This window comes from Micromonospora humidisoli (genome assembly GCF_016900955.1).
GTDB classification, from domain to species: domain Bacteria; phylum Actinomycetota; class Actinomycetes; order Mycobacteriales; family Micromonosporaceae; genus Micromonospora; species Micromonospora wenchangensis.
In genome coordinates, this window is record NZ_JAFEUO010000002.1 from 20,007 (window position 1) to 42,535 (window position 22,529).

Consider the following 22,529-nt stretch of genomic DNA (forward strand, 5'->3'; position numbering starts at 1 on the left):
GGGGGCGGGCATCCGCCCGCCCCCGACACACCCGTCACGACCGCCGACCGGCGGTGCGGTTCAGAGCCGGGCCAGGGCCCGACGCAGCGGGTCGAGCCCGAGCGCACCCAGGTCGAGCGCCTGCCGGTGGAACTCCTTCAGGTCGAAGTCGGCGCCCTTGCGGGCCATCGCCTCCTCCCGGGCCTGGAGCCAGATCCGCTCGCCCACCTTGTACGACGGCGCCTGCCCCGGCCAGCCCAGGTAGCGGTTCAGTTCGAAGCGCAGGTTCTCCTCCGGCACCCGGCAGTGCGCCCGCATGAACTCCCAGCCCAGCTCCGGCGTCCACCGCTCACCCGGGTGGAAGCCGAACGGGTTGTCCCGGGGAATCTCCAGCTCCAGGTGCATGCCGATGTCGACGATCACCCGGGCCGCCCGGAACGCCTGCCCGTCGAGCATGCCGAGCTTGTCGCCCGGGTCCTCCAGGTAGCCCAGCTCGTCCATCAGCCGTTCGGAGTAGAGCGCCCAGCCCTCGCCGTGGCCGGAGACCCAGCACAGCAGCCGCTGCCAGCGGTTGAGCAGCTCCGCCCGGACGGCGGTCTGCGCGACCTGGAGGTGGTGCCCGGGAACGCCCTCGTGGTAGACCGTGGTCACCTCGCGCCAGGTGGAGAAGTCGGTGACCCCCTGCGGCACCGCCCACCACATCCGCCCCGGCCGGGAGAAGTCCTCACTCGGCCCGGTGTAGTAGATCGCCCCGTCGCTGGTCGGGGCGAGACAGCACTCGATCCGCCGGACCTGCTCGGGGATGTCGAAGTGGGTGCCGTGCAGTTCGCTGATCGCCTTGTCGGCAAGCGCCTGCATCCAGTCCCGGAACGCCTCCTTGCCCTGGATGGTGCGGGCCGGGTCGGCGTCCAGCACGGCCACCGCCTCGTCGATGGTGGCACCCGGGCCGGCGATCCGGCCGGACACGATCCGCATCTCGGCCTCCAGGCGGGCCAGTTCCGCGAACCCCCAGGCGTACGTCTCGTCGAGGTCGATCTTCGCGCCGAGGAAGTACTGCGAGGCCAGCTCGTAGCGTTCCCGGCCGGCGGCCTGCTTGTCCCGCCCCAGCGGAACCAGCTCGGTACGCAGGAACTGGCCGAACTCGGCGGTCGCCGCGGTCGCCGCCGCCGCGCCCCGGCGCAGCTCGGCACCGAGCGTGCCGTCGGCGTCCAGCCGCTGCACCAGCCCGTGGAAGAAGTTGTCGCCGTGCGGGTCCGTCCAGGTGTCGCACTGCTTGGCCACCTCGGTGAGCTGCACCTTGGAGCTGACCCGACCGGCGGCGGCGGCCTCACGCAGCGTGGTCTTGTAGCCCTCCAGGGTGGCGGCGAACCGGTTGAGCCGGGCGGCGACGGCGGCCCGGCCCTGCTCCCCCTCGGTGGGCATCAGGTCGAAGACCATCCGGATCTCGTGCAGGCCGCTGGCGATGACGTTCACCTCGCTGGTGATCTCGCCCGCGTCGTGCCGGGCCAGTTCCAGCCCCAGGCGCTCCTGCATCGCCTCCTTGGCCGTCCGCTCCGCCTCGGACTCCGGCTCGGTCACGTCCAGGTCGGCGAGGGCGCGCCGGGTCAGTTCGGCCCGTGCCTCGTAACCGGCGGGCGAGAGGTCGTCGAGCTGGTCGTCGTAGCCGGCGATGCCGACGTAGGTGGCGCCGGTCGGGCTCAGCTGCGCCCAGTCGGCCACGTACCGGTTCGCGAGGTCATCGATTCGTCCCACGCTGCGACCCTACGTGACCGTCGCGAACGGCGTGACCGGCACATCGGAGCCGTCGTTGCGGTATCCCCTGCGCTTCCGGTACCGCAACACCGCCCCAAAGGAGTGGATCATCCCGAGGCGCGGGTGTGGGTCCAGTCGAGGAGCCGGTCGGCCGGCCAGGTGTTGACCACCCGGTCGGCGGGCACGCCGCACAGGGCTGCCCGCACACAGCCGAACCGCTGCCAGTCGAGCTGCCCGGGGGCGTGCGCGTCGGTGTCGATGGCGAACCGGCAGCCGGCCTCCAGGGCGCGGCGGATCAGCCGCTTCGGCGGGTCCTGCCGCTCCGGCCGGGAGTTGATCTCCACGGCCACGTCGTGTTCGGCACAGGCGGCGAAGACCGCGTCCGCGTCGAAGTCGCTCTCGGCCCGGGTCCGCGCCCGGTGCCCCTTGTCACCCGGGCCGGTCACCCCGGCGGGCCGGGACGACACCATCCGCCCGGTGCAGTGGCCGAGGATGTCCAGGTGCGGGTTGGCGACCGCGGTGAGCATCCGGCGGGTCATCCGGGCCCGCTCGTCACGCAGCCCGCTGTGCACCGAGCCGACCACCACGTCGAGCCGGGCCAGCAACTCCTCGTCCTGGTCGAGGGTGCCGTCGGCGAGGATGTCCACCTCGATCCCGGTGAGGATGCGGAACCCCTCGGGCAGCGCTGCGTTGACCGCCGCCACGTGGTCGAGCTGCCGGCGCAGCCGGTCGGCGGTGAGGCCCCGGGCCACCGTCAGCCGGGGCGAGTGGTCGGTCAGCACCACGTACTCGTGGCCGAGTTCGACCGCTGCGAGCGCCATCTCCTCGATCGGTGACCCGCCGTCGGACCAGTCCGAGTGGGTGTGGCAGTCGCCGCGCAGCGCGGCCCGCAGCGCGCCGGCCGCCTCGTCGAGGTCGACGCCCTCGGTGGCGACCAGCCGGCGCAGGTAGACCGGTTCCTCGCCGGCCAGCGACTCGGTGACGCAGCGGGCGGTGACGTCGCCGACCCCGGGCAGGTCGGTGAGCGTGCCGGCCCGCGCCCGCTCGGCCAGCTCCGCCGCCGGCAACGCGGCCAGGGCGGTCGCCGCCGAGCGGAACGCGCGTACCCGGTAGGTGGCCTCGTTGGCCCGCTCCAGCAGGAACGCGATCCGGCGCAGGTCGGCGACGGGGTCTCTGGCGCTCATGGATGGCAACCTACGCGCCCGCGCCGCCGGTCGGGGGACGACCGGCGGCGCGGGGTGTGGACAACGGGGAGGCGGATCAGGAGTACGGCAGCTTCACCACCGACTGGTTGCCGGTGCCGAGAGTGGACGGGTTGACGCCGATCGCCGACCAGACCTCCACCCTGACCGTGCCGCCGGACAGGTTGCCCAGCGTGCCGGTGGCCGAGTGCAGGCCGGCGTTCTGCGTGTAGTGCTCGTAGCCGAGCACCGGGTCGGTGGCGAAGTACCGGTAGGTCTCCACCCGGTCGAAGGTGCCGTCCCCGGTCAGGTCGTAGGAGACCCGGGCCTGCACCCCGTTGCCGACCGACTGGCCGGCGTCGAGGAACAGGTCGAAGCCGGTCTGGCCGCCGGTGTAGGCGAGGTTCAGCCGGGTCGCGGTGAACACCACCGGGTTGCTGGGGGTGCCGTCGTGGTTCGCGCCTCCGCTGCCGGGGACGGTGGTCGTCGCCGCGCTGCCGGCGGAACCGAGCCCGCCACCGGGCAGCAGGAACCGGGTGGGCGAGCCGGCCGGCGGGGTGGTCGGCGGCGGGGTCGGGCTGGTCGGGGTCGGCGACGGCCCGGTCGGGGTGGGCGTCGGGTTGGGCGACGTCGTCGGGGAGGTGGTCGGCGTCGGGCTCGGGTTGGTGCCGCCGGCCGCGTTGCCACCACTCCAGGTGTACGCCCCGGTCGTGGCGGTCTTCCCGGCGGCCACGGTGAGACTGGTGCCGTCGGAGAACCGTACGGTCAGCGGCGCGGCGGTGATGTTGCTGGCCACGTAGGTGCGTGCGCCGTTGCGGCTGAACACGGCGGCCAGCGGGTGGCTGGCGGTGACCGTGGTGTCGACCTGGCCGAGCGCGGCGAGGTTGCGGACCCAGTGGAAGGTGTGGGCCCGGCTCTCGCCCTCCTCCGGGGTGTAGCCGGGGTTGGCGCGCAGCTTGGCCAGTGCCGCGTCCGGGTCGCCGAGGGCGAGGAACTGCCAGTGGATGTCCTGCCACACGGTGGGTTCGCCGCCGTTGTTGCGGACCAGTTCGGCGTAGTTGGCCTTGTTGTAGGCCGGCCGGTAGCCGAGGTAGAGGTGTCCACCGGTGACCGGGAGCATGTTGATGCCCTGGATCATCTCCGGTTCGGCGCTGAACCAGGTCGCGTACGCCCCACCGTCGCCCCAGACCATGCCGACGGTGGAGTGCCCGAACGCCGCCGGGTAGTTCTCGTCGTCGACGTCGAACCAGTACTCCTGGATCGCGGCGGCCTGGGTGGTGTAGATGAACACGCCCGCGTCCCGTACGGCGGTGTCGCCGGTGGCCTGACCCCACTGGATCAGCGCGTTGGCGAAGTTCATCCCCTCCGACGAGGACTCCTGGTTGTTGCCGGCGTTGAACGAGCCGTGCCCGGAGGCCCAGTCGTGCCCGGCGTAGATGTCGTAGTCCCGCAGGTAGGGGAAGCGGGTGTCGGAGCGCTGGTAGTTGTTGGCGTCCCGGATGAGCAGGTCGACCATGCCGCCGTACTGGCTCTGGGTGGCCCACGCCGGGTCGAACTTGGCGAGCGTCGCCGCCGCCGCGATGAAGTAGCCGTAGTGGAAGTGGTGGTCGTTGAGTTCCTGGTCGGACCCGTATGACGCGGGGTAGCCGATCAGGGTGCCCCAGTTGCGGTCGTAGTAGAAGATCTTCGCGGTCTTGCCCGGGGCGGCGGTGAACCAGTCGGTCAGGGTGCTGCGGATAGCGTTCAGCGCCGCGTTGCGGGTCTCGGTGTCGCCGACCTGGTCGGCGATCTCGGCGATCCGGGCGGCCCGGCCGAGGCCCTTGCCGGTCCAGTAGGTGTCGGTGCCGCGCTGGTCCATCGGGTTGCCCCGGACGGCGGCGAGCTGCTCCTTCAGTTGGGTCAGGTCGCTGCCGGAGCCGGTGGCCACGGCGGGCACCTCGGGCAGCACCCCGTGGAACTTCATCCCGGTGCGGAAGGAGGCCACCCCGGTCAGCACCTTCATCCGGCCGCGCGCCGACGGGTAGGTCTGGGTGAGCGGGGTGCTGCCGGTGAGCGCCTTCCACTGGTGCGGGTAGAGGCTCACCACGGTCTGGGTGGCGGTGCCCTCCCGGGCCGTGGTGGTGAACGAGTACGTGGTGGTCACGGTGCTGGTCGCCGGGTCGTAGGTGTAGCCGACCCCGGTACCGGTGACGTGCGCGTGTGCGTACCGGCCGTAGCTCGTGGCGAGCGAGGCGCGGGCGGTGGCGTCGGCGGTGGGCGGCAGCAGGGCGATCGAGAAGTAACCCTTGCCGGCCAGGGTGGAGGTGATCCGTCCGTTGGCGACGGTCCAGCTCGCTCCGGTCGGGGCGTACCCGACGTAGTCGTGGCCCCGGACGGTGAAGCCGATGGTGCTCCCGCTGTTGGACCAGACGGTGGCGGTGCCGCCGGTCGGGTTGATCTGGGCGTCGCCGCCGCTGGCCTGGAAGTAGGCGAACGGCAGCCCGTGGCCGATGGTGGCGCGCAGGGTCCGTGACCCGTCACTCCAGTACGGGGTGACCGTCCAGTCCGTCCAGTCGTCGACCTTGACCACCGGTGCGCCGAGCGCGGCCACGCCGACCCGGATGTCCTCGGTGTAGGTGTACTTGAACTCGCCCACCCCGGTCGCGGTGCCGCTGACGGTGGCGGCCGACGGTGCCGAGAAGCCGAGCCCGTCGCTGAACGGCTGGTAGGACACCGGGTGGGCGTGCAGCGGTTCGCTGTAGGAGCAGTTCGTCTTCTTCCACAGCAGCGACGACCACCAGTCGTTGGTGGGCACCGGCCCGGCGGGGGCGTTGGCGGTGGCGTACTGGCGGGGGTTGGTGGACAGGGCGCCGCAGCCGGCGGGGAGCGGGCCGACCGGGTCGGTGGTGTAGCTGCCGGCGCCGACGGTGGCCGCCTCGGCGGGGGTGCCGGCGGTGGTGAGGGTGAGACCGCCAACGAGGACGGTCAGGGCGGTGGTGGCGGCCAGCACCCAGGGGGTGCGGCGGCGGGGGACGGGAGGTGTCATCGTGCCTCCTCCGCGCGCGGGGCGGGTCGGCCGGCAGCGCGCGGTTCGTCGGAATTCGGGGGCTTGGTCGGTCGAGAGAGCGCTCTCTCTAGCGGGACGTTAACCGACGGGTAACACCCACGTCAATGCGTACGGTCGAGGTGCGCCGCCGCCGACCCCCGGTCAGCCTGCGCCGGAGGAGCCGCGCGGCGCGCGCGGGCAGCCGTGCTCACGCTCCCAGGCGGTCACCGCCGACACCGGCGACCGGTTGCCCTTCTTCCGCCAGGAGTCCAGGTACTTCGCCGGCCACACCACACCCCGGCGGATCCACCAGTCGTCGTGCCCGGTGCACTTCGGCGACAACCCGAAGTGCAGGTGACAGACGTTGTTCGCGTTCCCCGTCCGGCCCACCTCGCCGAGCTGCTGCCCGGAACGCACCCGGACCCCGGCCTCGATCCCCGGGGCGACCGCACTCAGGTGCGACCCGTAGTACCGCACCCCGTCGTCGCCCAGCAACGACACCGACAGACCACCGTTGTACGGCCCCAACGGCCCGTTCTTGCGGAAGCGGTCCACCCGGCTCACCTCCAGCACCGTCCCGTCGGTCACCGCCACCACCGGCTCACCGCAGTCGGCGAAGATGTCGGTGCCCGGGTAACCCGAGTGCGTCGGGTGGTAGGCGACGTTGCCCGCCCGTACCGGGAAGACCCGGCGCAGGGCCGCCGCATCCGGCGTGGCCGACGGCGTCCCGCTCGGAGCCGGGGTGCCCGACGGGCTGCCCGCCGGGGCCGTCGGGGTCGCCGGCTGGTCGCCCGTCGCCACCGTCGACGGGCCGTCCCAGACCGGGCCCGCGACCGGCTCGTCCGTCCCGCAGCCGGCCAGCACCGCCGCCACGAGCAGCAGGACGGGGTACGCCGGACGGGTACGCCGTAGGTCGGGCCGCAACAGGGACATTCGGACATCCTGACAGACGGCTACCGTGGAGGTCGCACCGACAGCGGCACCCGGCCGACGACGGCTCCCGCGACGACCCGTCGACCCGTCACCGGCCGGCGGCGGCGCGCCGGGTTCCGTCCGGCCGGAGGGGGAACAGTGACCATGACCGACCACCAGCCCGGACGCGTCCCGTACGCCGCCTCGGGGCTCTTCCCCGCCGGTCCGCCCCGCCGGCCGACCTGGCGGGAACCACACCCCGTCACCGGCGCGGCGGTGGCCGCGGGTGGCACCCTCGCCGCCGCCTGGCTGGTGCTCTTCGGCCTGCTCGGCCGCGACGTCGCAGGTTACGCCTGGTGGACGGTGATCGCCGGAGCGTTCGCCTGGCTCGCCGCGTTCGCCCTGGTCCGCTTCGGCGACCGGGGGGTCGGCACAGGTGTGGCCATCGTCACCGCCGGTGGCTGGAGCATCGCGTTCGCGGTGGTCGTGGTGCGGTGGGCGGTCAGCGCGGACTGGCCGATGTGGTGACCCTGTGTCATCGCGCGGCTTCGTTTGCCGCACCATCTTGACGTACCCGCTGTGACTGAGGACGCTCTTCGGTATGGCCTGGAACACCCCGCGGCTCGACTCCGAGCGGAGCCGCCGCCGCCTCCAGATTCTCGCCGAGCTGGCGGGCGCCCGCTCCGTACGCCAGCGGGAACGGCCGCAGCGGGAACGCACCGAGCGGCTGCGCCAGCTCATCGCGACCCGTCGCCGCGTCGCCGGCTGACGAACTTTCCCCGGATTGCCGGCCCTTCGGGGCGTTGAGCGGTCGGCTGCCGACCCGACCGGTTAACGTGCACGCGTAACGAGTCGGCTGTGCCGAGGTCTTTGGGGGAACCATGTCGTACTTCGCTGCCGCCGTGGTGCGCGACGGGGGCGGCTGGAACGCCGCCGAGGTGAACCTGCGCGGGGCCACCGACATCGACGAGGTCGCCGACCGGCTGCGCGACGTCGAACCCGACGCCGACGTGTCGTTGCTCTTCGTCGAGGCCGACGACGCCTACCTGGTGGTGCTGCGCCTCGACGAGGGGGAGGACCTGCGGGTCTTCGGCTCCGACTCGGGCTACGCCGAGGAGTCCCGGCTCGGTGCGCTGCTCGTCGGCGACCTCAAGACGTCGGTCACCGGCCTCGACGACGTCGACGAACCGCCGTCGGCCACCGCCGGTGGCGGCGACGAGGACAGCGAGCAGCCGGCCGTCGACCCGGAAGCCGACCCGGTGGGCGATGCCGACATCCTCGCCGACCTGGGCATCTCCGCCCAACGCCTGCTCAAGCTCTGCGCCCACGAGGGCATGCTCCCCGCCGACGTGACCGCCGAGGTGTGCCAGGTGCTCGGCTGCGCCGACGAGGTCGAGGAGCTGCGTGAGGTCTGACCCTCCCCACCCCGACGACGCCACCGCAGGGTCGGCCGGGGCCGGAGGTGGCCCGGCGTGGCCGGGTGCGGCCGGGCCGGTCGACGCGACCGATCCCGCCCCGGATGCCGTACGGCCGGGGCAGCCGACGCCCGGCGCGGGCGGACGGGCCGGTCCCGGGGCGACCGAGCGGCCGGCCGGGCCGGAATCCGTCGGCCGCCGGCAGCGGCACGAACGGTGGATGCGCCGAGCGCTGGAGATCGCCGTCACCGGCCCCGACCTGCCCGCCGACACCTCCGCCGGACCCGGGCAACCCGACGGGCCGGGTGGAGCGGGCGGGCCCGGTGGGATGGTCGAGGGTGCCGGGGTGCTGGGGGACGTGCCGGTGGGGGCGGTGGTCTACGGCCCGGACGGCACCGAACTGGCCGTCGGCCGCAACGAACGGGAGCTGACCGGGGACCCGACCGCACACGCCGAGGTGCTGGCGCTGCGCCGGGCCGCCGCGCGGTTGGGCCGGTGGCGGCTCGACGACTGCACGCTGGTGGTCACCCTGGAACCGTGCACGATGTGCGCGGGCGCGCTGGTGCTGTCCCGGATCTCGACGGTCGTCTTCGGTGCCTGGGAACCCAAGACCGGCGCCGCCGGCTCACTGTGGGACGTCCTGCGCGACCGCCGGCTCAACCACCGCCCCGAGGTCTACCCAGGCGTCCTGGAGGCCGAGAACGCGGCGGTCCTGCGCGCCTTCTTTCGCTGACCCAGGCCGGGCCGACGGGCCGGGCCGGGCCGGGTCGGGCCGACGGATGTTGCGGTATCGCCGGGCGGAGATACCGCAACATCGGCCCCGTCGAGCCGTCGAGCCGTCGAGCCGTCGAGCCGTCGAGCCGTCGAGCCGTCGAGCCGTCGGGGCGGCGGTCAGGAGGCGGCGACGGTGTCCAGGGCGATCTCGACCATCTGGCCGAAGGTCTGCTCACGCTCCTGCGCGGTGGTCTTCGCGCCGGTCTTGATGTGGTCGCTGACCGTCAGCAGGGTCAGCGCGCGGGCCTTGAACCGGGCGGCGATCGTGTAGAGCGCGGCCGACTCCATCTCTACCGCCAGCACGCCGTAGTCGGCGAGCGTGTCGTACAGGTCGGGCCGGTCGGTGTAGAAGGCGTCAGCGGCGAGGATCGGCCCGACGTGCATGGTGATGCCGCGCCGCTCGGCCACCTCGACCGAGGTACGCAGCAGCCCGAAGTCGGCCACCGGGGCGTAGTCGATCAACCCGTCGAAGCGCATCCGGTTCATGTTCGAGTCGGTCGACGACCCGATCGCCGCGATCACGTCCCGCAACTGGAGGTCCTCGGTGAGCGCGCCGCAGGAACCGACCCGGATCAGGGTCTTCACGCCGTACTCGTTGATCAGCTCGTGGGCGTAGATGGACGCGGACGGCATGCCCATCCCGGAGCCCTGGACAGAGACGTCCACGCCGTTCCACCGCCCGGTGAAACCCAGCATCCCCCGCACCGTCGAGTAGCAGGTGGCGTCCTCGAGGTAGGTCTCCGCGATCCACTTGGCCCGCAGCGGGTCGCCCGGCATCAGGACCCGCTCGGCGATCTCGTCCGGCTTCGCGCCGATGTGCGTACTCATGGCGAAGATCCTGCCAGGCCGGCCGGAGCGATACCGGTGCGGCATCCGAACCGGTGTTCCTGTACCCTCGTCGGCGGTGGCGTGTCCGAGTGGCCTAAGGAGCACGCCTCGAAAGCGTGTGAGGGTTTACGCCCTCCGCGGGTTCAAATCCCGCCGCCACCGCTCGTGAACAGCGAGAACGCCCGGTTGATCCGTGAGGATCGACCGGGCGTTCCGCGTTTGTCGGGCCGGCCCCTGGTCGGAGCCGGCCCGCGACCGGGTCAGGAGGTGCCGGCGTTCCGGTGACCCAGCCGGTAGGTGGCGGTGTTGCCGTCGGCATCCAGCAGCACGGTGACCGGGCCGGGAGGCAGCGCGCAGGTGACGGTGCCCTGGACGGCACGGTCCGTCCCGCACGGCGACCGTCCCGCCCCGTCGAAGACGGTCAGCCGGGCCCGGCCGGTGCCGGCGGTGCGCGCCCAGGTGAGGGTCTGCCGGGCGGCGTGCTGGTCGGCTGGGACGGTGAAGCAGGCCGCGAGGCGGTCCGGGCCGGTGGTCACGGTGGTGTCCGTGGTGTCCCGGGGCAGCGTCGGGCAGGCCGGCGCGTCGGTCCTGGCGAAGCCCACCGTGTACGCCAGCTGCGTCACGAAGGTGTGCCCGGTGAGCAGCGCCGAGTGCGGTGCCGGGCCGTCCAGTTCGCAGCCGTGCCAGGTGTACCACCAGAGGCTGCACTCCGCCTCGCCGTCCGCGTCCACGATGTCGACGTTCAACGCGGCGTCGACAGGCAGCAGCGTGGCGATCGACGCCCCGGACAGGGTGGGCAGGACCAGGCAGTCGATCTGGCCGGAGGTGTCGATCCGGCCCCGGTGCGGCGCGTCGGCCCAGCCGGCGTCGGAGACGGGTGTGCACCCGGTCGGCCGCAGCGGCAGCAGGGACACCACGAACTCGGTGGTGCTGGTGGCGTCCCCGCTGGCCAGCAGGGTGTGCCGTCCGGCGGGCAGCGGGCAGCGGACCTGGGCGCAGACCGTCCGGCCGGCGGTGTCGAGGACCCGGGCGAACGCGGTCACGTTGTCGCTGTCCAGGGCGGTCACCCGGTAGACCCCGGCGGCCGGGACGTCCAGGATCCGGCACGCGACCGGGGCCGGGGCACCGGTGGGTGCCGTGCCGTAGCTGCCGGGCCGGACCGTGGGGCAGCCCACCGGGTCGGAGATCCGCCTGATGGCCAGCGGGTACGTCTCGGGGGCGTTCCCGGTCCACTCCCGGTATGAGATCACCCGGTAATCGCCGTCAGCCGGGAGCACGCAGCCGACCTGGTCGGAAGGCTCAGTGCAGACCCGTTCGCCACCGCTGTCCATCGTCCAGCGTGCGCCGGACACGATCACCCGTTCACCTGCCAGGCCGGTGAAGGGATGGCAGTTGGTCTGTACCCGGGCGAGCTGGCGTACCTGGAGGGCCGGTTGGTCCCAGGGGGCGTAGCCGGTGTTCGGCGCGCATCCGTCGGCCCGGTCGAGCGGGTTCAGCGCCACCTCGTACCGGTGGGGCCGGTCGGCGTAGAGGGGACTACTGACCAGCAGGGTGTACCGGCCGGCGGCCGGCACGCTGCAGACCGGGATGCCCTCCCGGGCGCAGACCTGAGCGCCCGTGGCATCCAGCACCTGCCAGTCGAAGCTGGTGGCGTCGAGGCTGATGGCGCGGACGAGCAGCGGCCGGGCCGCGTCGGTGCTGAAGATGTGACAGGTCGTCTCGCCGGCCGGGGTCGCACCGCTGTTCACGGCGCTGCCCGGGTCGCCGTACGGGGCGAGCGGCAGGCTCTGGCAGCCCGCCGGGTCGGACAGCCGCCGCGCCTTGACCAGGTGGGTGCCCTCCTTGCCGTACTGTTCCCAGCTCAGCAGCCGGTAGGGGCCCGGCCGTTCGAGCCAGCAGTCACCGCCGCCATAGCTCAACTCGCAGAGCGTTCCGTGCTGCCCGTCGAGGATCAGCCCCCGGATGTCGCGCGGGCCGCCCGGGTCGGCGAACCGCAGCAGCGCACCGCGCGGCTGGTCGAACAGGTGACACCGGGCGGCCGCCCCGGCCGGCAGGGTCACCGTGCTCCCCGGTGACCCGAAGTCGAACAGATCCGCCGGCAACTGCCCGCAGCTCGACGGGGTATGCGTCGACTCGGCCGCGATCGTGTAGTTCCCCCGCCCGGTCGAGTACGGCAACCGCAGGGTGATCCGGTAGGTCCCGGCGGCACCGACCCGACAGCGGTTCGCGTCCACGCCGAGCCGGCACAACTCGCGACCTGCGGCATCGGCGACCCGGCCGCCGACGGAGTCCGGCCCGGAGCCCCGCCCGAGCTGGATCAGCAGCAGGTCGTCGGCGGCGGTGGTGGTGACGGTCCAGACGTCCTGCGCCTGGTCGACGATCGCGGTGCAGGTGAAGACCCTGCCGAGGGCCAGAACGCCGCCGCAGCGGGAGCGGGGTGGCTTGGGCTGCCGGACGATGGTGGTGGACCGGGTACGTGGCTGTCCGGTGCTCAGCCCGGCGGCCTGCGTACCAGGGGCCGGGGTCGTCGCCAGTTGTGGTGCGGTCCGCTCGGCTGCGGGAACCGGCACGTCCCGGTCCGGTGTGTTCCGGCCAGATCCGGTGGCCGGCGTCTTCCGGGCGGTGGCGGCCGGCGACCCCGGGTCCCATGTGGCGGGTGCCGGCGGGTGGGTCGCCGTGCTGTCTGACGTACCGACCGCCGCAGCCGGGGTCGGTGCCCCGTCACCTGCGGCGATCGGGCCGACGGCCAGGGCCGGGACGAGCAGGGCGGCCAGCGCGAGGCGTGGCAGTGACTTTCCGGCCCGGATCACCGGGCGGGACAGGACGGTACGTGACATCGATCCCCCGTGTGCTGCTGACGCCGACCGCGTGGCCAGGAGATGTTCTCATCGGGGCCGGTCGCGGACAATCCACGTCGCGGTTGCAGTTCAGCAGGGGCTGTGACCCTCGTCGAAGAGGCGGCGGGCCCAGTCGGCGTACCCGGCGATGATCTCCCGGACGGCCGTGCCGTCGTGCAGGAAGAGGTAGCCCCGGTCGCCGTCGCGGGCCAGCAGCCCGTCGAACCGGTACGTCCGTGGTGGCGCGTGCAGCCGGACGGATGACGGGTAGCGGCTCAGCACCTCGGCGACGGGGGTGCCGACCGTGATCCCCTCCGGGGTGCTCATCGGGTCGTCGAGCCAGAGCAGCACCAGCCGGTCGTCGACGAAGATCGGGCTGGCCGTGCCGTGCCCGGCCAGCGTCATGCCGCAGGCGTCGGCGTCGGCGCGCAGCACCCCGCGTCGGGCCAGCTCGGTCTCGCTGGCACCGAACTCGGCCCCGGCGAGGCCGTGCAGTCCGACCACCTGGCTGGCCCCGATCGGCCGCGCCGGGACCTCGGGCCCCGACGGATGGGTGCCGCTGCCCGACGCCGAGGCAGCCACCAGTAACGCCGCAAGAACGGCAAATTGTCGCAATTTCATGGAATCCCCCAGTCCCCAACGGGACCGGAGCGTTCAGGTTGCTGGTCAGCCGGGAATTGCTGCTCTTCCCATTCCTCGGCCAGCTCGTCCCAGTAGTCGGCAGTCAGCCCGCGCCGGCCGTGTGCCAGCCAGCCGGCGGTGTGCCGTTCCAGGTGCAGGCCCAGCTCGGCGAACGGGTCCAGCCACCGGCCGGGCTCCACGCCGAGCCGGGCCAGTGCCGCGTTGATCGGCCACTCCCCGCGCGGCAGCGTGAAGGCCGAGTCGAAGCGGGGGCCCCAGCTCAACCGGCCGCCTAACCACACCGCCGACGCCTGGTGGCCGAGCCCGCCGGCGAACTCCGCCTCCAGGTACGCCACCGGCCCCCGCTGCGACCAGCGGTCCAGCAGCCCACCCAGCGCCGGCGAGATCACCAGCTCGAACGGCTGCTCGGGGGTCGGTTCCTCGGGGTGGTAGTCCGGCAGCGCGCCGGTCAGCTCCTCGACCAACTGCGGCGTCACCGGCAGCAGCGCGAAATCCTGTCGCAGCGCCGCCAGCACCGCGTGATCCAGGTCGGCGGTCTGCTCCCGCAGCAGCTCGACGTCCGCGACGACCGCGCTGAGCTCGTAACTCATCCGATCCCCCCGCCATCCACACCCTGTGGATAGCACATGTGTACGACGGTGCCCGGGCCGCCGCGAGTGCCCGCACCGTACCGGGGTCCGCGGCGGGAGGCATGCCGGTGTTGCTGTGCCCTGCCGACGGGCCGGGCGGCTACTCGTCGTCTTCCGCAGGCGGGCGGGGTGGGCGGTGGCGGCGTGCCCACTCGTCCACCTCGTCCGCGTCCCAGACCGTGGTGCCGATCAGGCGGGCGAGTGGTTCGGGGAAGCCGGGTCGGCGGGTGATCTGTAGGACCCGTTGCCGCGACACGTTGAACAGGGCAGCCAGTTCGCCCGGTCCGTACAAGCGCGGTCGCTTCACCGTTCGACCGTAAGGGACACGCACCGCTCAGACCCCTCTGGCGTCCCGCGCATATGTTCTCAGTCGTGTTCGGCGGCGACCTTCCGCAGCAGACTGGCGAGCAGTTCCGGGTGGGAGAGCATCGGATGGTGCCCGGTGGCCAGCTCCACCGTCCGCCCCGCCCGTGCCGCCTGGGCGCGCTGCACCTCCGGCGGGGTGGCGCGGTCCCCGGCACAGACCACCCCCGTCGACGGGGTCGACCGCCAGCCGGCGTACCGGACCGGGGTGGTGAGCACGGCGGCGTCCTGCCGGACCAGCCGGGCCAGCGCACCGTCCACCGCCGCCGGGTCACAGTCGTGCATGAACAGCGGCGGAACCAGCTCGGGCCGGGCTGCGAACGTGCCGTCGGGGAAGAACTCCAGGTGGGGCGCGGGTCCGGCGGGGCCGAGATCGGCCAGCGACTCACCCACGTCGGGCAGGAACGAGCTGACGTAGACGAGATGCCGGACGTCCCCGGCGTCGGCCGCCGCACTGGCGACCACCCCGCCGTAGGAATGGGCGACGAGGATCGTCGGCCCGCCGTCCCGCAGGACCCGACGGGTCTCCTCCACGTCGTCGTCCAGCCCTGCCGGCCGACGGGCGTCCGGCAGCTCACCGCAGCTCGGTAGCCGTACCGCGACGCTCGCCGTCCCGCCGGCCGCGAGCAGCGCGTCGACCCGGGACCACCACCACGCCCCGTCGCGTACGCACGCCCCGTGCACGAAGACGATCCGCATCGCTGCCTCCCCACCGGGCGGCCCGCCCACCGGCCCACCTGCGGTGACCCTAGAGAAGGGGACGAGGCGTGGTACGCCCGTTCTGCCACGGGCATAGCGCAGCGGGACCGGGCGCGGCCGGCGGGCGGGGCGCTGGACGTCGCAGGAAACGACGAAGGGCCGGCTCCCGATCGGGGCCGACCCTCGACGTTGGTGCTGCTCAGGCGAGCGGAGGATACGAGATTCGAACTCGTGAGGGTTTTATCCCAACACGCTTTCCAAGCGTGCGCCCTAGGCCTCTAGGCGAATCCTCCGCGAGCCAGGATACAGGTCCCCGGCGGCCCGGCCACCCCACCACCCCCCGAAGATCCACCGGCTGTCGGGTAGGGTGGGGCCTACCTCCCGTGCGGCGGTATCTCGTGAACCTCCCCAGGGCCGGAAGGCAGCAAGGATAAGCGAGCTCTGCCGGGTGCACGGGAGGCCTTTTTGTCTCCGGCCACCGGTACCGTACCTGCGGGCCGGGTCCGGGGTGGTGGGTGGTCACCCGCGCCCGACCGGCGCAGAATGGCTCGGTCGAGAGGAGGCGGGGCGAGTGACGCTGGCGCTCTACCGCAAGTACCGGCCGCGCACCTTCGCCGAGGTCATCGGCCAGGAGCACGTCACCGAGCCGTTGTCGCAGGCGCTGCGCAGCGGGCGGCTCAACCACGCCTACCTGTTCTCCGGCCCCCGGGGCTGCGGCAAGACCTCCAGCGCCCGGATCCTGGCCCGTTCGCTCAACTGTGAGCAGGGCCCCACCCCGGAGCCGTGCGGGCAGTGCGACTCCTGCCGGTCGCTGGCCGTCGACGGCTCCGGCTCGATCGACGTCATCGAGATCGACGCGGCCAGCCACGGTGGCGTCGACGATGCCCGTGAGCTGCGCGAGAAGGCGTTCTTCGCGCCGGCCCAGAGCCGCTTCAAGATCTATGTCATCGACGAGGCGCACATGGTCTCGTCGGCCGGCTTCAACGCGCTGCTCAAGCTGGTCGAGGAGCCCCCGGAGTACGTCAAGTTCATCTTCGCCACGACCGAGCCGGAGAAGGTCCTCGGCACGATCAGGTCACGGACGCACCACTACCCGTTCCGGCTGATCCCGCCGAAGGTGCTCCGGCCGTACCTGGAGCAGCTCACCCAGGCCGAGGGGGTGACCGTCGATCCGGCGGTCTTCCCGCTGGTGGTGCGCGCCGGTGGCGGCAGCGCCCGGGACAGCCTCTCCGTGCTCGACCAGCTCATCGCGGGTGCCGGCCCGGAGGGGGTCAGCTATCCCCGGGCCGCTGCGCTGCTCGGCGTCACCGATGCCGCGTTGATCGACGAGATGTGCGACGCGCTGGCCGCCGGGGACGGCGCGGCGGCGTACGCGACCGTCGACCGGGTGGCCGAGGCCGGGCACGACCCGCGCCGGTTCGCCTCCGACCTGCTGGAACGGCTGCGCGACCTGATCGTGCTCCAGCAGGTGCCGGACGCCGCCGACAAGGGCCTGATCGACGGCCCGGCCGACCAGATCGAGCGGATGGCCGCCCAGGCCCAGCGGCTCGGCCCGGCGACGCTGTCCCGCTGCGCCGACATCGTGCACAACGGTCTGGTCGACATGCGCGGCACCACCGCTCCCCGGCTGCTGCTGGAGCTGATCTGCGCCCGGATGCTGCTGCCCGGCGTCGACGACTCCTCAGGTGGCCTGCTGCAACGCCTGGAACGGATGGAGCGCCGGCTCACCCTGGGTGCCGTCGACCTGCCGCCGGCCGCCGCCGGCTCCGCGACTTCCCCCACCCCCACCGAGGTACGCCCCCAGCCCACTCCGGCCGTCGCCGACACCCCGGCGGAGTCCGCAGGCCCCACCGGGGCGGCTGCCGCGCGGGCCGCCGTGGCCGGAGCCCGATCCGCACCATCCTCGGCGGCACCCGCCGCGCCGACGTCGGGTGGCCCACCGGTCGTCGACGCCGCTCCCGTACGCCGTCCGGTGCCGCCGTCGGCGGTGCTGCCCGATCCGGCGACGCCCGAGCCGCCCCGTCCGGGCGGCGACCCGGTGGGCGCGCTCGACGCGGTGGCCGTCCGGCGGGCGTGGCCGGAGGTGGTCGGCAAGGTCAACCGGACGAACAAGCGGATCGCCGCCCTGATGCGGGACGCCGTGGTCCGGGACCTCGACGGTGACACGCTGGTGGTGACCGTGAAGTCGGTGGTGCTGGCCAAGATGATGGCCGACCACGCCCGGGTGCTCACCGACGCGCTCTACGAGGAGCTGGGCGGTCGCTGGCAGATCCGCTGCGAGGTGGCCGGCGAGCGGGGTGGGGCGACCCTGGGTGGTCCGTCGCGTCCGGCCCGCCCGGCCACGCCTGTCGCCGACTCCCCGCCCGGCCCGCCCGATGGTGCTGCCACCCCCCACCCGTCCCGCCCGTCAGCCAGCCCGGATGCCGGTCCCGGCCCGTCCAGCGTGGCCCGTCCGGCCGGCGGGCCGGCGGCCCGGTCCGATGCTGCCCCGACCGGCGCGCACCCCGGGCTCGGCGTGAACGGCGTGGCGGGCGGGGCCGGCCCCGGTGGCCCGCACGGGGTGCCGGGTGTTGCCGGTGCCGGTCGCGTGAACGGCGCCGGTGCGGTGGACGGTTCCGGCGCGGGCGGGGCGACCGCCGTCGCGGTGCGGGGCGACGACCCGCAGGCGCAGGGCGGCGGGACCAACGCGGCCGACGACGACTGGCCCGAGCCGGCCCGTCCCGGTGGCGAGGACGGATGGCCGGAGGCTGCCCGCCCCGGCGGGGTCGGCGGCGCGGGCGACGCCGGCGACTGGCCCGAGGCGGCCCGTCCGGGCGGCGCGGTGGCCACGGCGACGACGCCCGACGGTATGGCGGGCCGATCTGCGGGCGCGCAGGCCGGACCGGGCACGGCCGGGGGGTCGGGAGCACGGCCGGTGGCACCGGCGGCCGGGGCGGCGACCGCGCGTGCCGGCGGGGCGGCGACTGCCGTACCCAGGCCGGCGGGACCGGCGACGGCCCCGGCGCAGACCGGTGCGACCGCCCCCGGTGCAGCCCCGGTGAGCAGCGCGATCGCGGCGGCGCGGGCGGCCGCGGCGGCGGCAGCGGCCGGCAGCGCCAAGGTGCCCCGGACCGCCCAGCCGGCACGCCGGACGGCGGACGCCGACTGGGCCGGTGAGCCACCGTACGACCCGGACTACGACGGGCCGGGGCGTGCCGGTGGACGTTCGCAGCCGACGACCGCCCCGGCCTACGAGGGCTTCGATCCGGGTGACGAACCGCTGGACGAGGTGATCGACGAGCGGACCGCCCGGCAGTCCAGCGAGGAGCAGGCGGTGCAGTTGCTCCGGGAGGCGTTCGGGGCCGAGAAGATCGACGAGGTGGACGCGCGCTGACCCGCCGTCGCCCGGACCGGAGACCACCGGTCGTGCCCGACTAGGCTGGGCGCGGCCGAGCAGACGAGTGCGAGAAGGAGCCATCCGTGCGCCCAGGTGGACAGCCGAACATGCAGCAGATGCTGAAGCAGGCGCAGAAGATGCAGCAGCAGATCGCCAAGGCGCAGGCCGAACTGGCCGAGGCCGAGCTGACCGGCACCGCCGGCGGCGGCCTGGTCACCGCGACCGTGTCCGGCTCCGGCGAGGTCAAGAGCATCAGGATCGACCCGAAGGCGGTCGACCCGGAGGACGTCGAGACCCTGGAGGACCTGGTCGTCGCGGCCCTGCACAACGCCGCCGAGGCGGCCAAGGAGCTGACCGACCGGAAGATGGGCCCGGTGGCCGGCGGCATGGGCGGCCTCGGCCTGCCCGGATTCTGACCCGCAGATGTACGAGGGTGCCATCCAGGACCTGATCGACGAGTTGGGGCGGCTGCCGGGCGTCGGCCCGAAGAGCGCCCAACGGATCGCCTTCCACGTCCTGTCGGCGGACCCGGCCGACGTCACCCGGCTCGCCGGTGCGCTGCGCAAGGTCAAGGACCTGGTCCGGTTCTGCACCACCTGCTTCAACGTCGCCGAGTCGGAGCAGTGCCGGATCTGCCGCGACCCGCGCCGCACCGACGAGGTGATCTGCGTGGTCGAGGAACCGAAGGACGTGGTGGCGATCGAGCGGACCGGTGAGTTCCGGGGCCGCTACCACGTGCTCGGCGGGGCGATCAATCCGTTGGAGGGGATCGGCCCGGACAACCTGCGCATCCGCGAGTTGATGAGCCGGCTCAGCGCGGGGACGATCCGCGAGTTGATCCTGGCCACCGACCCGAACACCGAGGGCGAGGCGACCGCGACGTACCTGGCGTTGATGGTCAAGCCGATGGGCATCGCGGTCACCCGCCTGGCCAGCGGCCTACCGGTCGGCGGCGACCTGGAGTACGCCGACGAGATCACCCTGGGTCGGGCCTTCGAGGGCCGCCGCGCGGTCTGACCCCCCGCCACGTACGCCGATGGCCGGCACCCCGTTCGGGGTGCCGGCCATCGTGTCGTACGCAGGGTCAGCTGTTCCAGTGCTGGGCGACGAGGTCGGCGGCCTGCTGTTCCCACTGGGCGTAGTGGTCGGGGTAGGCGGAGACCTGCACCGTCTGGGCGGCCTTGGTCAGGGGCATGTCCTGCCAGCCATCGACCTGCTTGAGGCCCTTGAGGAAGGCCAGGGTGGCGTATTCGGGGTCGGTGATCTGCTCCACCGTGCCCCAACCACTCGACGGGCGCTGCTGGAACAGGCCCTGCGAGTCGTGGTCGTTGCGGTCGCCGAGGTGGCCGAGGTTCTCCAGCTTCGACTCCTGCAGGGCGGTGGCGATCGACACCACCGCGGCCCGCTCGTCCATGCCGGCCTTCTTCGTCGCCGCGATGATCGCCTTGACGTTGCCGGTCTGCTCGTCGTTGAGGTCGATGTGGGACTGGTCGCCCTGCACACCGTGCGGGATCAGCGTGTCGGTGGCCGGCTTGTCGGCCTGGACGGCGGCGACGGGGCGGGTGTCGATGGTGGGGGTGTGGTGGTTGAGCGGGCCGGCGGCCAGGCCACCGGCGACGGCGAGACCGGCGATGCCGAGGATGCTCTTGCGCAGGATGGTGGTGTTCATGGGGAAGCTCCTTCGGGGGTAGACGCCCCGTCCGGCCGGTGGAGGGCCGGGTGTGCCCGTGGGGGACGGGCGGTGTTGGGGCGTGGGCACCACGTCGGGGGCCGCTCGTGCGGGGGAAGGGAGGTTCAGGGGTTCCCGGCCGGGGTGGTTGCCGCTCGTGCCGGGGTCAGTGGTAACGACCGGGGTTCCGGGGTCATTCCCGCAGCTGGTGCGGGGTGGGCCGGGGTGCTGCTGCGGTCGTACCGAGGTGTAACGACCGTCGGTGCCGGGTCATTCCGCCGGCGGCCGGGGCGTCGGGCGGCCCGGGGTGCTGCTGCGGTCGTACGGATGGTGTAACGCCGGGGGCCCGGTCGGGATTCCGGCCGGCGGGTGCCGCCGGTCACCGGACGTCGACCCCACCCGGCGCATACGACCCGGGCCCGGACGCGGGCCGTGCCCAGGACCGGACACCGGTGCCGGCGGCGCCCGGCACCCCGTCCGGACGGCGTCCGTCGGCCCGGTCGGCGCGGGGCGGCGGGCTGGATCGTGACGGCGGGTGACGACGGCGTTCCTGGCCCGGACAATCGGGTGACTTCCCGACATAACTCCGAGGTTCCGCTGTGACAGTCCCGTTTGTCGGGAGATCCGGCGGTGTCAGACGGAGCGCTTGGTGTCGGCTTGGTAGCGATTGCCTAACGGACGTTCCGCTTCGGTGTGTCGTGTCATAGCCTCCCGCTCACGGACCGAGCCATGGACCGGCGTTGTTCAGGCGGATGACAGAGGTGAGAGATGCAGGCGAGAAGGCTAAGGACGGCCGTGAGCCTCGTGGCCGTTGCAGCCCTGGCGGTCGGCGCGGCCGGCTGTGCGGAGAGTGACCGCGGCGATGACAGCAGTGGCGAGGCCAAGACGGGCGGCACCTTCATCTTCGCCGGTGCCGGTGACCCGAAGAACTTCGACCCGATCTTCAACGACGACGGTGAGTCGTTCCGGCCGGTCCGGCAGATGTACGACACGCTGGTCCAGCACAAGCCCGGCACGGCCGACCTGGTCGGTGGCCTCGCCGAGAGCTGGGAGCACGACCCCGAGGGCAAGGTCTGGACCTTCAAGCTGCGCCAGGGCGTGAAGTTCCACGACGGCACCCCCTTCAACGCCGCCGCGGTCTGCTTCAACTTCGACCGCTGGTACAACATGAAGGGCGCCGCCGCCCAGTCGCAGATGATCTACTACCAGGACGTCTTCGGCGGGTTCGCCAAGAACGAGGCCGAGGGTGCCGGCGAGGCGCTCTACAACAAGTGTGAGGCCAAGGACGACGGCACCGCCGTGGTCACCCTCAACAGGTACAAGGGTGCGTTCCCCGGCGCGTTCGCGCTGACCGCGCTCTCGATCGCCAGCCCGGAGGCCCTCAAGAAGGGTGACGCCGACACGGTCAAGCAGAACGGCGACTCCTTCGAGTACAGCTCGTTCGCGACCACCACCCCGGTCGGCACCGGCCCGTTCACCTTCGGCGGCTGGGACAAGGCCAAGAACGAGATCACCCTGAACCGCAACCCCGACTACTGGGGTGAGAAGGCCAAGGTCGACAAGGTCATCATCAAGGTGATCAAGGACGAGAACACCCGTAAGCAGGAGCTGCGCGCGGGCACCGTCCAGGGCATCGACTTCCCGGCGCCGGCCGACCGCAAGGCGCTGGCCGGTGAGGGCTTCCAGGTCCTCGACCGCCCGGCGTTCAACATCCTCTACCTGGGCATCAACCAGAAGAACCCGAAGCTGAAGGACCTGCGGGTGCGCCAGGCGATCGCCTACGCCCTCAACCGTCAGCAGCTTGTGCAGACCAAGGGCCCGGGTGGCACCAAGGTCGCCGACGAGTTCATGCCGGACACCGTGCTCGGCTACGCCCCGGACGTGCAGAAGTACGAGTACAACCCGGACAAGGCCAAGCAGCTGCTCAAGGAGGCCGGTGCCGAGGGGCTGACCCTCAACTTCTACTACCCGCCGGACGTCTCCCGGCCGTACATGCCGAACCCGCAGGAGATCTTCACCGTCCTGGCCAACGACCTGCAGGCCGTCGGCATCAAGGTCAACGGCACGCCGCGTCCGTGGAACGGTGGCTTCAAGGACGACGTGCAGCAGTTCGGCAAGCAGGACCTGCACATCCTCGGCTGGACCGGTGACTACAACGACCCGGGCAACTTCGTCGGCACCTTCTTCGGCCGGGGCAAGGTCGAGTTCGGCGACCAGGCCATGACCGAGATGTTCGACGCGATCGCCAAGGCCGACGGCACCGTCGACGAGGCGGGCAAGAAGGCGGCCTGGGAGCAGGTCAACCGCGACATCGCCGCGAAGTGGCTGCCGGCCGTGCCGGTCTGGCACGCCCCGCCGGCCATCGTCGTCACCAAGGACGTGCAGGGGATGGTCGCCAGCCCGTTGACCGACGAGCGGTTCAACACGGTCAGCGTCAGCAGCAAGTGA

At 72.7% G+C, this 22,529-nt stretch carries 19 protein-coding genes, 2 tRNA genes and 1 other RNA gene; 10 read left to right on the plus strand and 12 right to left on the minus strand.

Going from position 1 to position 22,529, the window contains the following annotated elements:
- Nucleotides 1-60: 60 nt before the first annotated feature.
- The 4 genes from JQN84_RS05465 to JQN84_RS05480 all read right to left on the minus strand — a co-directional run bounded on the left by JQN84_RS05465 (nucleotide 61) and on the right by JQN84_RS05480 (nucleotide 6,870).
- The gene (locus tag JQN84_RS05465) at nucleotides 61-1,731 is read right to left on the minus strand and encodes a DUF885 domain-containing protein (RefSeq protein ID WP_204957368.1); all 1,671 of its coding nucleotides are present in this window, start codon (nucleotides 1,729-1,731) and stop codon (nucleotides 61-63) included.
- A gap of 107 nt (nucleotides 1,732-1,838) precedes the next feature.
- Nucleotides 1,839-2,915, minus strand: a complete 1,077-nt coding sequence (locus tag JQN84_RS05470) for a PHP domain-containing protein (protein WP_204957369.1) — start codon at nucleotides 2,913-2,915, stop codon at nucleotides 1,839-1,841.
- A 76-nt stretch (nucleotides 2,916-2,991) separates the two neighbouring features.
- Entirely contained in the window at nucleotides 2,992-5,937 is a 2,946-nt protein-coding gene (locus JQN84_RS05475) for a glycosyl hydrolase (RefSeq protein ID WP_204957370.1), read from the minus strand.
- A 162-nt stretch (nucleotides 5,938-6,099) separates the two neighbouring features.
- Nucleotides 6,100-6,870 (minus strand): M23 family metallopeptidase, encoded by a 771-nt coding sequence (locus JQN84_RS05480; RefSeq protein WP_204957371.1) that lies wholly within the window; start codon nucleotides 6,868-6,870, stop codon nucleotides 6,100-6,102.
- Between the two features lie 144 nt (nucleotides 6,871-7,014).
- Between JQN84_RS05480 and JQN84_RS05485 the strand changes: the two genes are divergently transcribed.
- The 4 genes from JQN84_RS05485 to JQN84_RS05500 all read left to right on the plus strand — a co-directional run bounded on the left by JQN84_RS05485 (nucleotide 7,015) and on the right by JQN84_RS05500 (nucleotide 8,997).
- Complete coding sequence (locus JQN84_RS05485) at nucleotides 7,015-7,377, plus strand: hypothetical protein (RefSeq protein ID WP_204957372.1); 363 nt, start codon at nucleotides 7,015-7,017, stop codon at nucleotides 7,375-7,377.
- Nucleotides 7,378-7,450: 73 nt separating this feature from the next.
- Nucleotides 7,451-7,618 (plus strand): hypothetical protein, encoded by a 168-nt coding sequence (locus tag JQN84_RS05490; protein WP_204926980.1) that lies wholly within the window; start codon nucleotides 7,451-7,453, stop codon nucleotides 7,616-7,618.
- 112 nt (nucleotides 7,619-7,730) lie between these two features.
- The gene (locus JQN84_RS05495) at nucleotides 7,731-8,264 is read left to right on the plus strand and encodes a tRNA adenosine deaminase-associated protein (protein ID WP_204957373.1); all 534 of its coding nucleotides are present in this window, start codon (nucleotides 7,731-7,733) and stop codon (nucleotides 8,262-8,264) included.
- A gap of 220 nt (nucleotides 8,265-8,484) precedes the next feature.
- Nucleotides 8,485-8,997, plus strand: coding sequence for a nucleoside deaminase (locus JQN84_RS05500; RefSeq protein ID WP_204958137.1), 513 nt, complete (start codon nucleotides 8,485-8,487; stop codon nucleotides 8,995-8,997).
- Between the two features lie 158 nt (nucleotides 8,998-9,155).
- On the opposite strand, the gene deoD is transcribed toward JQN84_RS05500, so the two are convergent.
- A complete protein-coding gene (gene deoD / locus JQN84_RS05505) occupies nucleotides 9,156-9,866 on the minus strand; it encodes a purine-nucleoside phosphorylase (RefSeq protein WP_204957374.1) in 711 nt (236 codons plus the stop codon).
- A gap of 75 nt (nucleotides 9,867-9,941) precedes the next feature.
- Here deoD and JQN84_RS05510 point away from each other — a divergent pair.
- Nucleotides 9,942-10,028 (plus strand) — tRNA-Ser (locus JQN84_RS05510).
- Between the two features lie 98 nt (nucleotides 10,029-10,126).
- On the opposite strand, the gene JQN84_RS05515 is transcribed toward JQN84_RS05510, so the two are convergent.
- The 6 genes from JQN84_RS05515 to JQN84_RS05540 form a co-directional block, all read right to left on the minus strand.
- Nucleotides 10,127-12,703 (minus strand): hypothetical protein, encoded by a 2,577-nt coding sequence (locus JQN84_RS05515; RefSeq protein WP_204957375.1) that lies wholly within the window; start codon nucleotides 12,701-12,703, stop codon nucleotides 10,127-10,129.
- Between the two features lie 90 nt (nucleotides 12,704-12,793).
- Nucleotides 12,794-13,288 (minus strand): hypothetical protein, encoded by a 495-nt coding sequence (locus JQN84_RS05520; protein ID WP_372445959.1) that lies wholly within the window; start codon nucleotides 13,286-13,288, stop codon nucleotides 12,794-12,796.
- Nucleotides 13,289-13,320: 32 nt separating this feature from the next.
- The gene (locus JQN84_RS05525; protein ID WP_204957377.1) at nucleotides 13,321-13,935 is read right to left on the minus strand and encodes a hypothetical protein; all 615 of its coding nucleotides are present in this window, start codon (nucleotides 13,933-13,935) and stop codon (nucleotides 13,321-13,323) included.
- Nucleotides 13,936-14,074: 139 nt separating this feature from the next.
- Complete coding sequence (locus tag JQN84_RS05530) at nucleotides 14,075-14,281, minus strand: helix-turn-helix transcriptional regulator (protein WP_204957378.1); 207 nt, start codon at nucleotides 14,279-14,281, stop codon at nucleotides 14,075-14,077.
- Nucleotides 14,282-14,340: 59 nt separating this feature from the next.
- The gene (locus JQN84_RS05535) at nucleotides 14,341-15,036 is read right to left on the minus strand and encodes an alpha/beta hydrolase (protein ID WP_204957379.1); all 696 of its coding nucleotides are present in this window, start codon (nucleotides 15,034-15,036) and stop codon (nucleotides 14,341-14,343) included.
- Between the two features lie 208 nt (nucleotides 15,037-15,244).
- Nucleotides 15,245-15,329, minus strand: a tRNA-Ser gene (locus tag JQN84_RS05540).
- An 82-nt stretch (nucleotides 15,330-15,411) separates the two neighbouring features.
- Here JQN84_RS05540 and ffs point away from each other — a divergent pair.
- From ffs to recR, 4 genes are all read left to right on the plus strand, one after another.
- Nucleotides 15,412-15,501: signal recognition particle sRNA small type (gene ffs, locus JQN84_RS05545), an RNA gene on the plus strand.
- Between the two features lie 106 nt (nucleotides 15,502-15,607).
- Nucleotides 15,608-18,409 (plus strand): DNA polymerase III subunit gamma and tau, encoded by a 2,802-nt coding sequence (locus JQN84_RS05550; RefSeq protein WP_204957380.1) that lies wholly within the window; start codon nucleotides 15,608-15,610, stop codon nucleotides 18,407-18,409.
- A 110-nt stretch (nucleotides 18,410-18,519) separates the two neighbouring features.
- Nucleotides 18,520-18,828 carry a YbaB/EbfC family nucleoid-associated protein gene (locus tag JQN84_RS05555; protein ID WP_239484943.1) on the plus strand — a complete coding sequence of 103 codons (309 nt, stop codon included), beginning with the start codon at nucleotides 18,520-18,522 and terminating at the stop codon, nucleotides 18,826-18,828.
- A 7-nt stretch (nucleotides 18,829-18,835) separates the two neighbouring features.
- Nucleotides 18,836-19,429 (plus strand): recombination mediator RecR, encoded by a 594-nt coding sequence (gene recR, locus JQN84_RS05560; RefSeq protein ID WP_088647762.1) that lies wholly within the window; start codon nucleotides 18,836-18,838, stop codon nucleotides 19,427-19,429.
- 67 nt (nucleotides 19,430-19,496) lie between these two features.
- Here the strand turns inward: recR and JQN84_RS05565 are convergent, their stop codons facing one another.
- Complete coding sequence (locus JQN84_RS05565; protein WP_204957382.1) at nucleotides 19,497-20,081, minus strand: hypothetical protein; 585 nt, start codon at nucleotides 20,079-20,081, stop codon at nucleotides 19,497-19,499.
- Nucleotides 20,082-20,849: 768 nt separating this feature from the next.
- On the opposite strand from JQN84_RS05565, the gene JQN84_RS05570 reads away from it, so the two are divergent.
- Entirely contained in the window at nucleotides 20,850-22,529 is a 1,680-nt protein-coding gene (locus tag JQN84_RS05570; RefSeq protein ID WP_204957383.1) for an ABC transporter substrate-binding protein, read from the plus strand.

Excerpts from the sequence above, each read along its gene's own strand:
- JQN84_RS05470 (WP_204957369.1), bottom strand. The coding sequence starts at position 2,915 with ATGAGCGCCAGAGACCCCGTCGCCGACCTGCGCCGGATCGCGTTCCTG.
- JQN84_RS05475 (WP_204957370.1), bottom strand. The coding sequence starts at position 5,937 with ATGACACCTCCCGTCCCCCGCCGCCGCACCCCCTGGGTGCTGGCCGCC.
- JQN84_RS05480 (WP_204957371.1), bottom strand. The coding sequence starts at position 6,870 with ATGTCCCTGTTGCGGCCCGACCTACGGCGTACCCGTCCGGCGTACCCC.
- JQN84_RS05485 (WP_204957372.1), top strand. The coding sequence starts at position 7,015 with ATGACCGACCACCAGCCCGGACGCGTCCCGTACGCCGCCTCGGGGCTC.
- JQN84_RS05490 (WP_204926980.1), top strand. The coding sequence starts at position 7,451 with ATGGCCTGGAACACCCCGCGGCTCGACTCCGAGCGGAGCCGCCGCCGC.
- JQN84_RS05495 (WP_204957373.1), top strand. The coding sequence starts at position 7,731 with ATGTCGTACTTCGCTGCCGCCGTGGTGCGCGACGGGGGCGGCTGGAAC.
- JQN84_RS05500 (WP_204958137.1), top strand. The coding sequence starts at position 8,485 with ATGCGCCGAGCGCTGGAGATCGCCGTCACCGGCCCCGACCTGCCCGCC.
- deoD (WP_204957374.1), bottom strand. The coding sequence starts at position 9,866 with ATGAGTACGCACATCGGCGCGAAGCCGGACGAGATCGCCGAGCGGGTC.
- JQN84_RS05515 (WP_204957375.1), bottom strand. The coding sequence starts at position 12,703 with ATGTCACGTACCGTCCTGTCCCGCCCGGTGATCCGGGCCGGAAAGTCA.
- JQN84_RS05525 (WP_204957377.1), bottom strand. The coding sequence starts at position 13,935 with ATGAGTTACGAGCTCAGCGCGGTCGTCGCGGACGTCGAGCTGCTGCGG.
- JQN84_RS05535 (WP_204957379.1), bottom strand. The coding sequence starts at position 15,036 with ATGCGGATCGTCTTCGTGCACGGGGCGTGCGTACGCGACGGGGCGTGG.
- JQN84_RS05555 (WP_239484943.1), top strand. The coding sequence starts at position 18,520 with ATGCAGCAGATGCTGAAGCAGGCGCAGAAGATGCAGCAGCAGATCGCC.
- recR (WP_088647762.1), top strand. The coding sequence starts at position 18,836 with ATGTACGAGGGTGCCATCCAGGACCTGATCGACGAGTTGGGGCGGCTG.
- JQN84_RS05565 (WP_204957382.1), bottom strand. The coding sequence starts at position 20,081 with ATGAACACCACCATCCTGCGCAAGAGCATCCTCGGCATCGCCGGTCTC.
- JQN84_RS05570 (WP_204957383.1), top strand. The coding sequence starts at position 20,850 with ATGCAGGCGAGAAGGCTAAGGACGGCCGTGAGCCTCGTGGCCGTTGCA.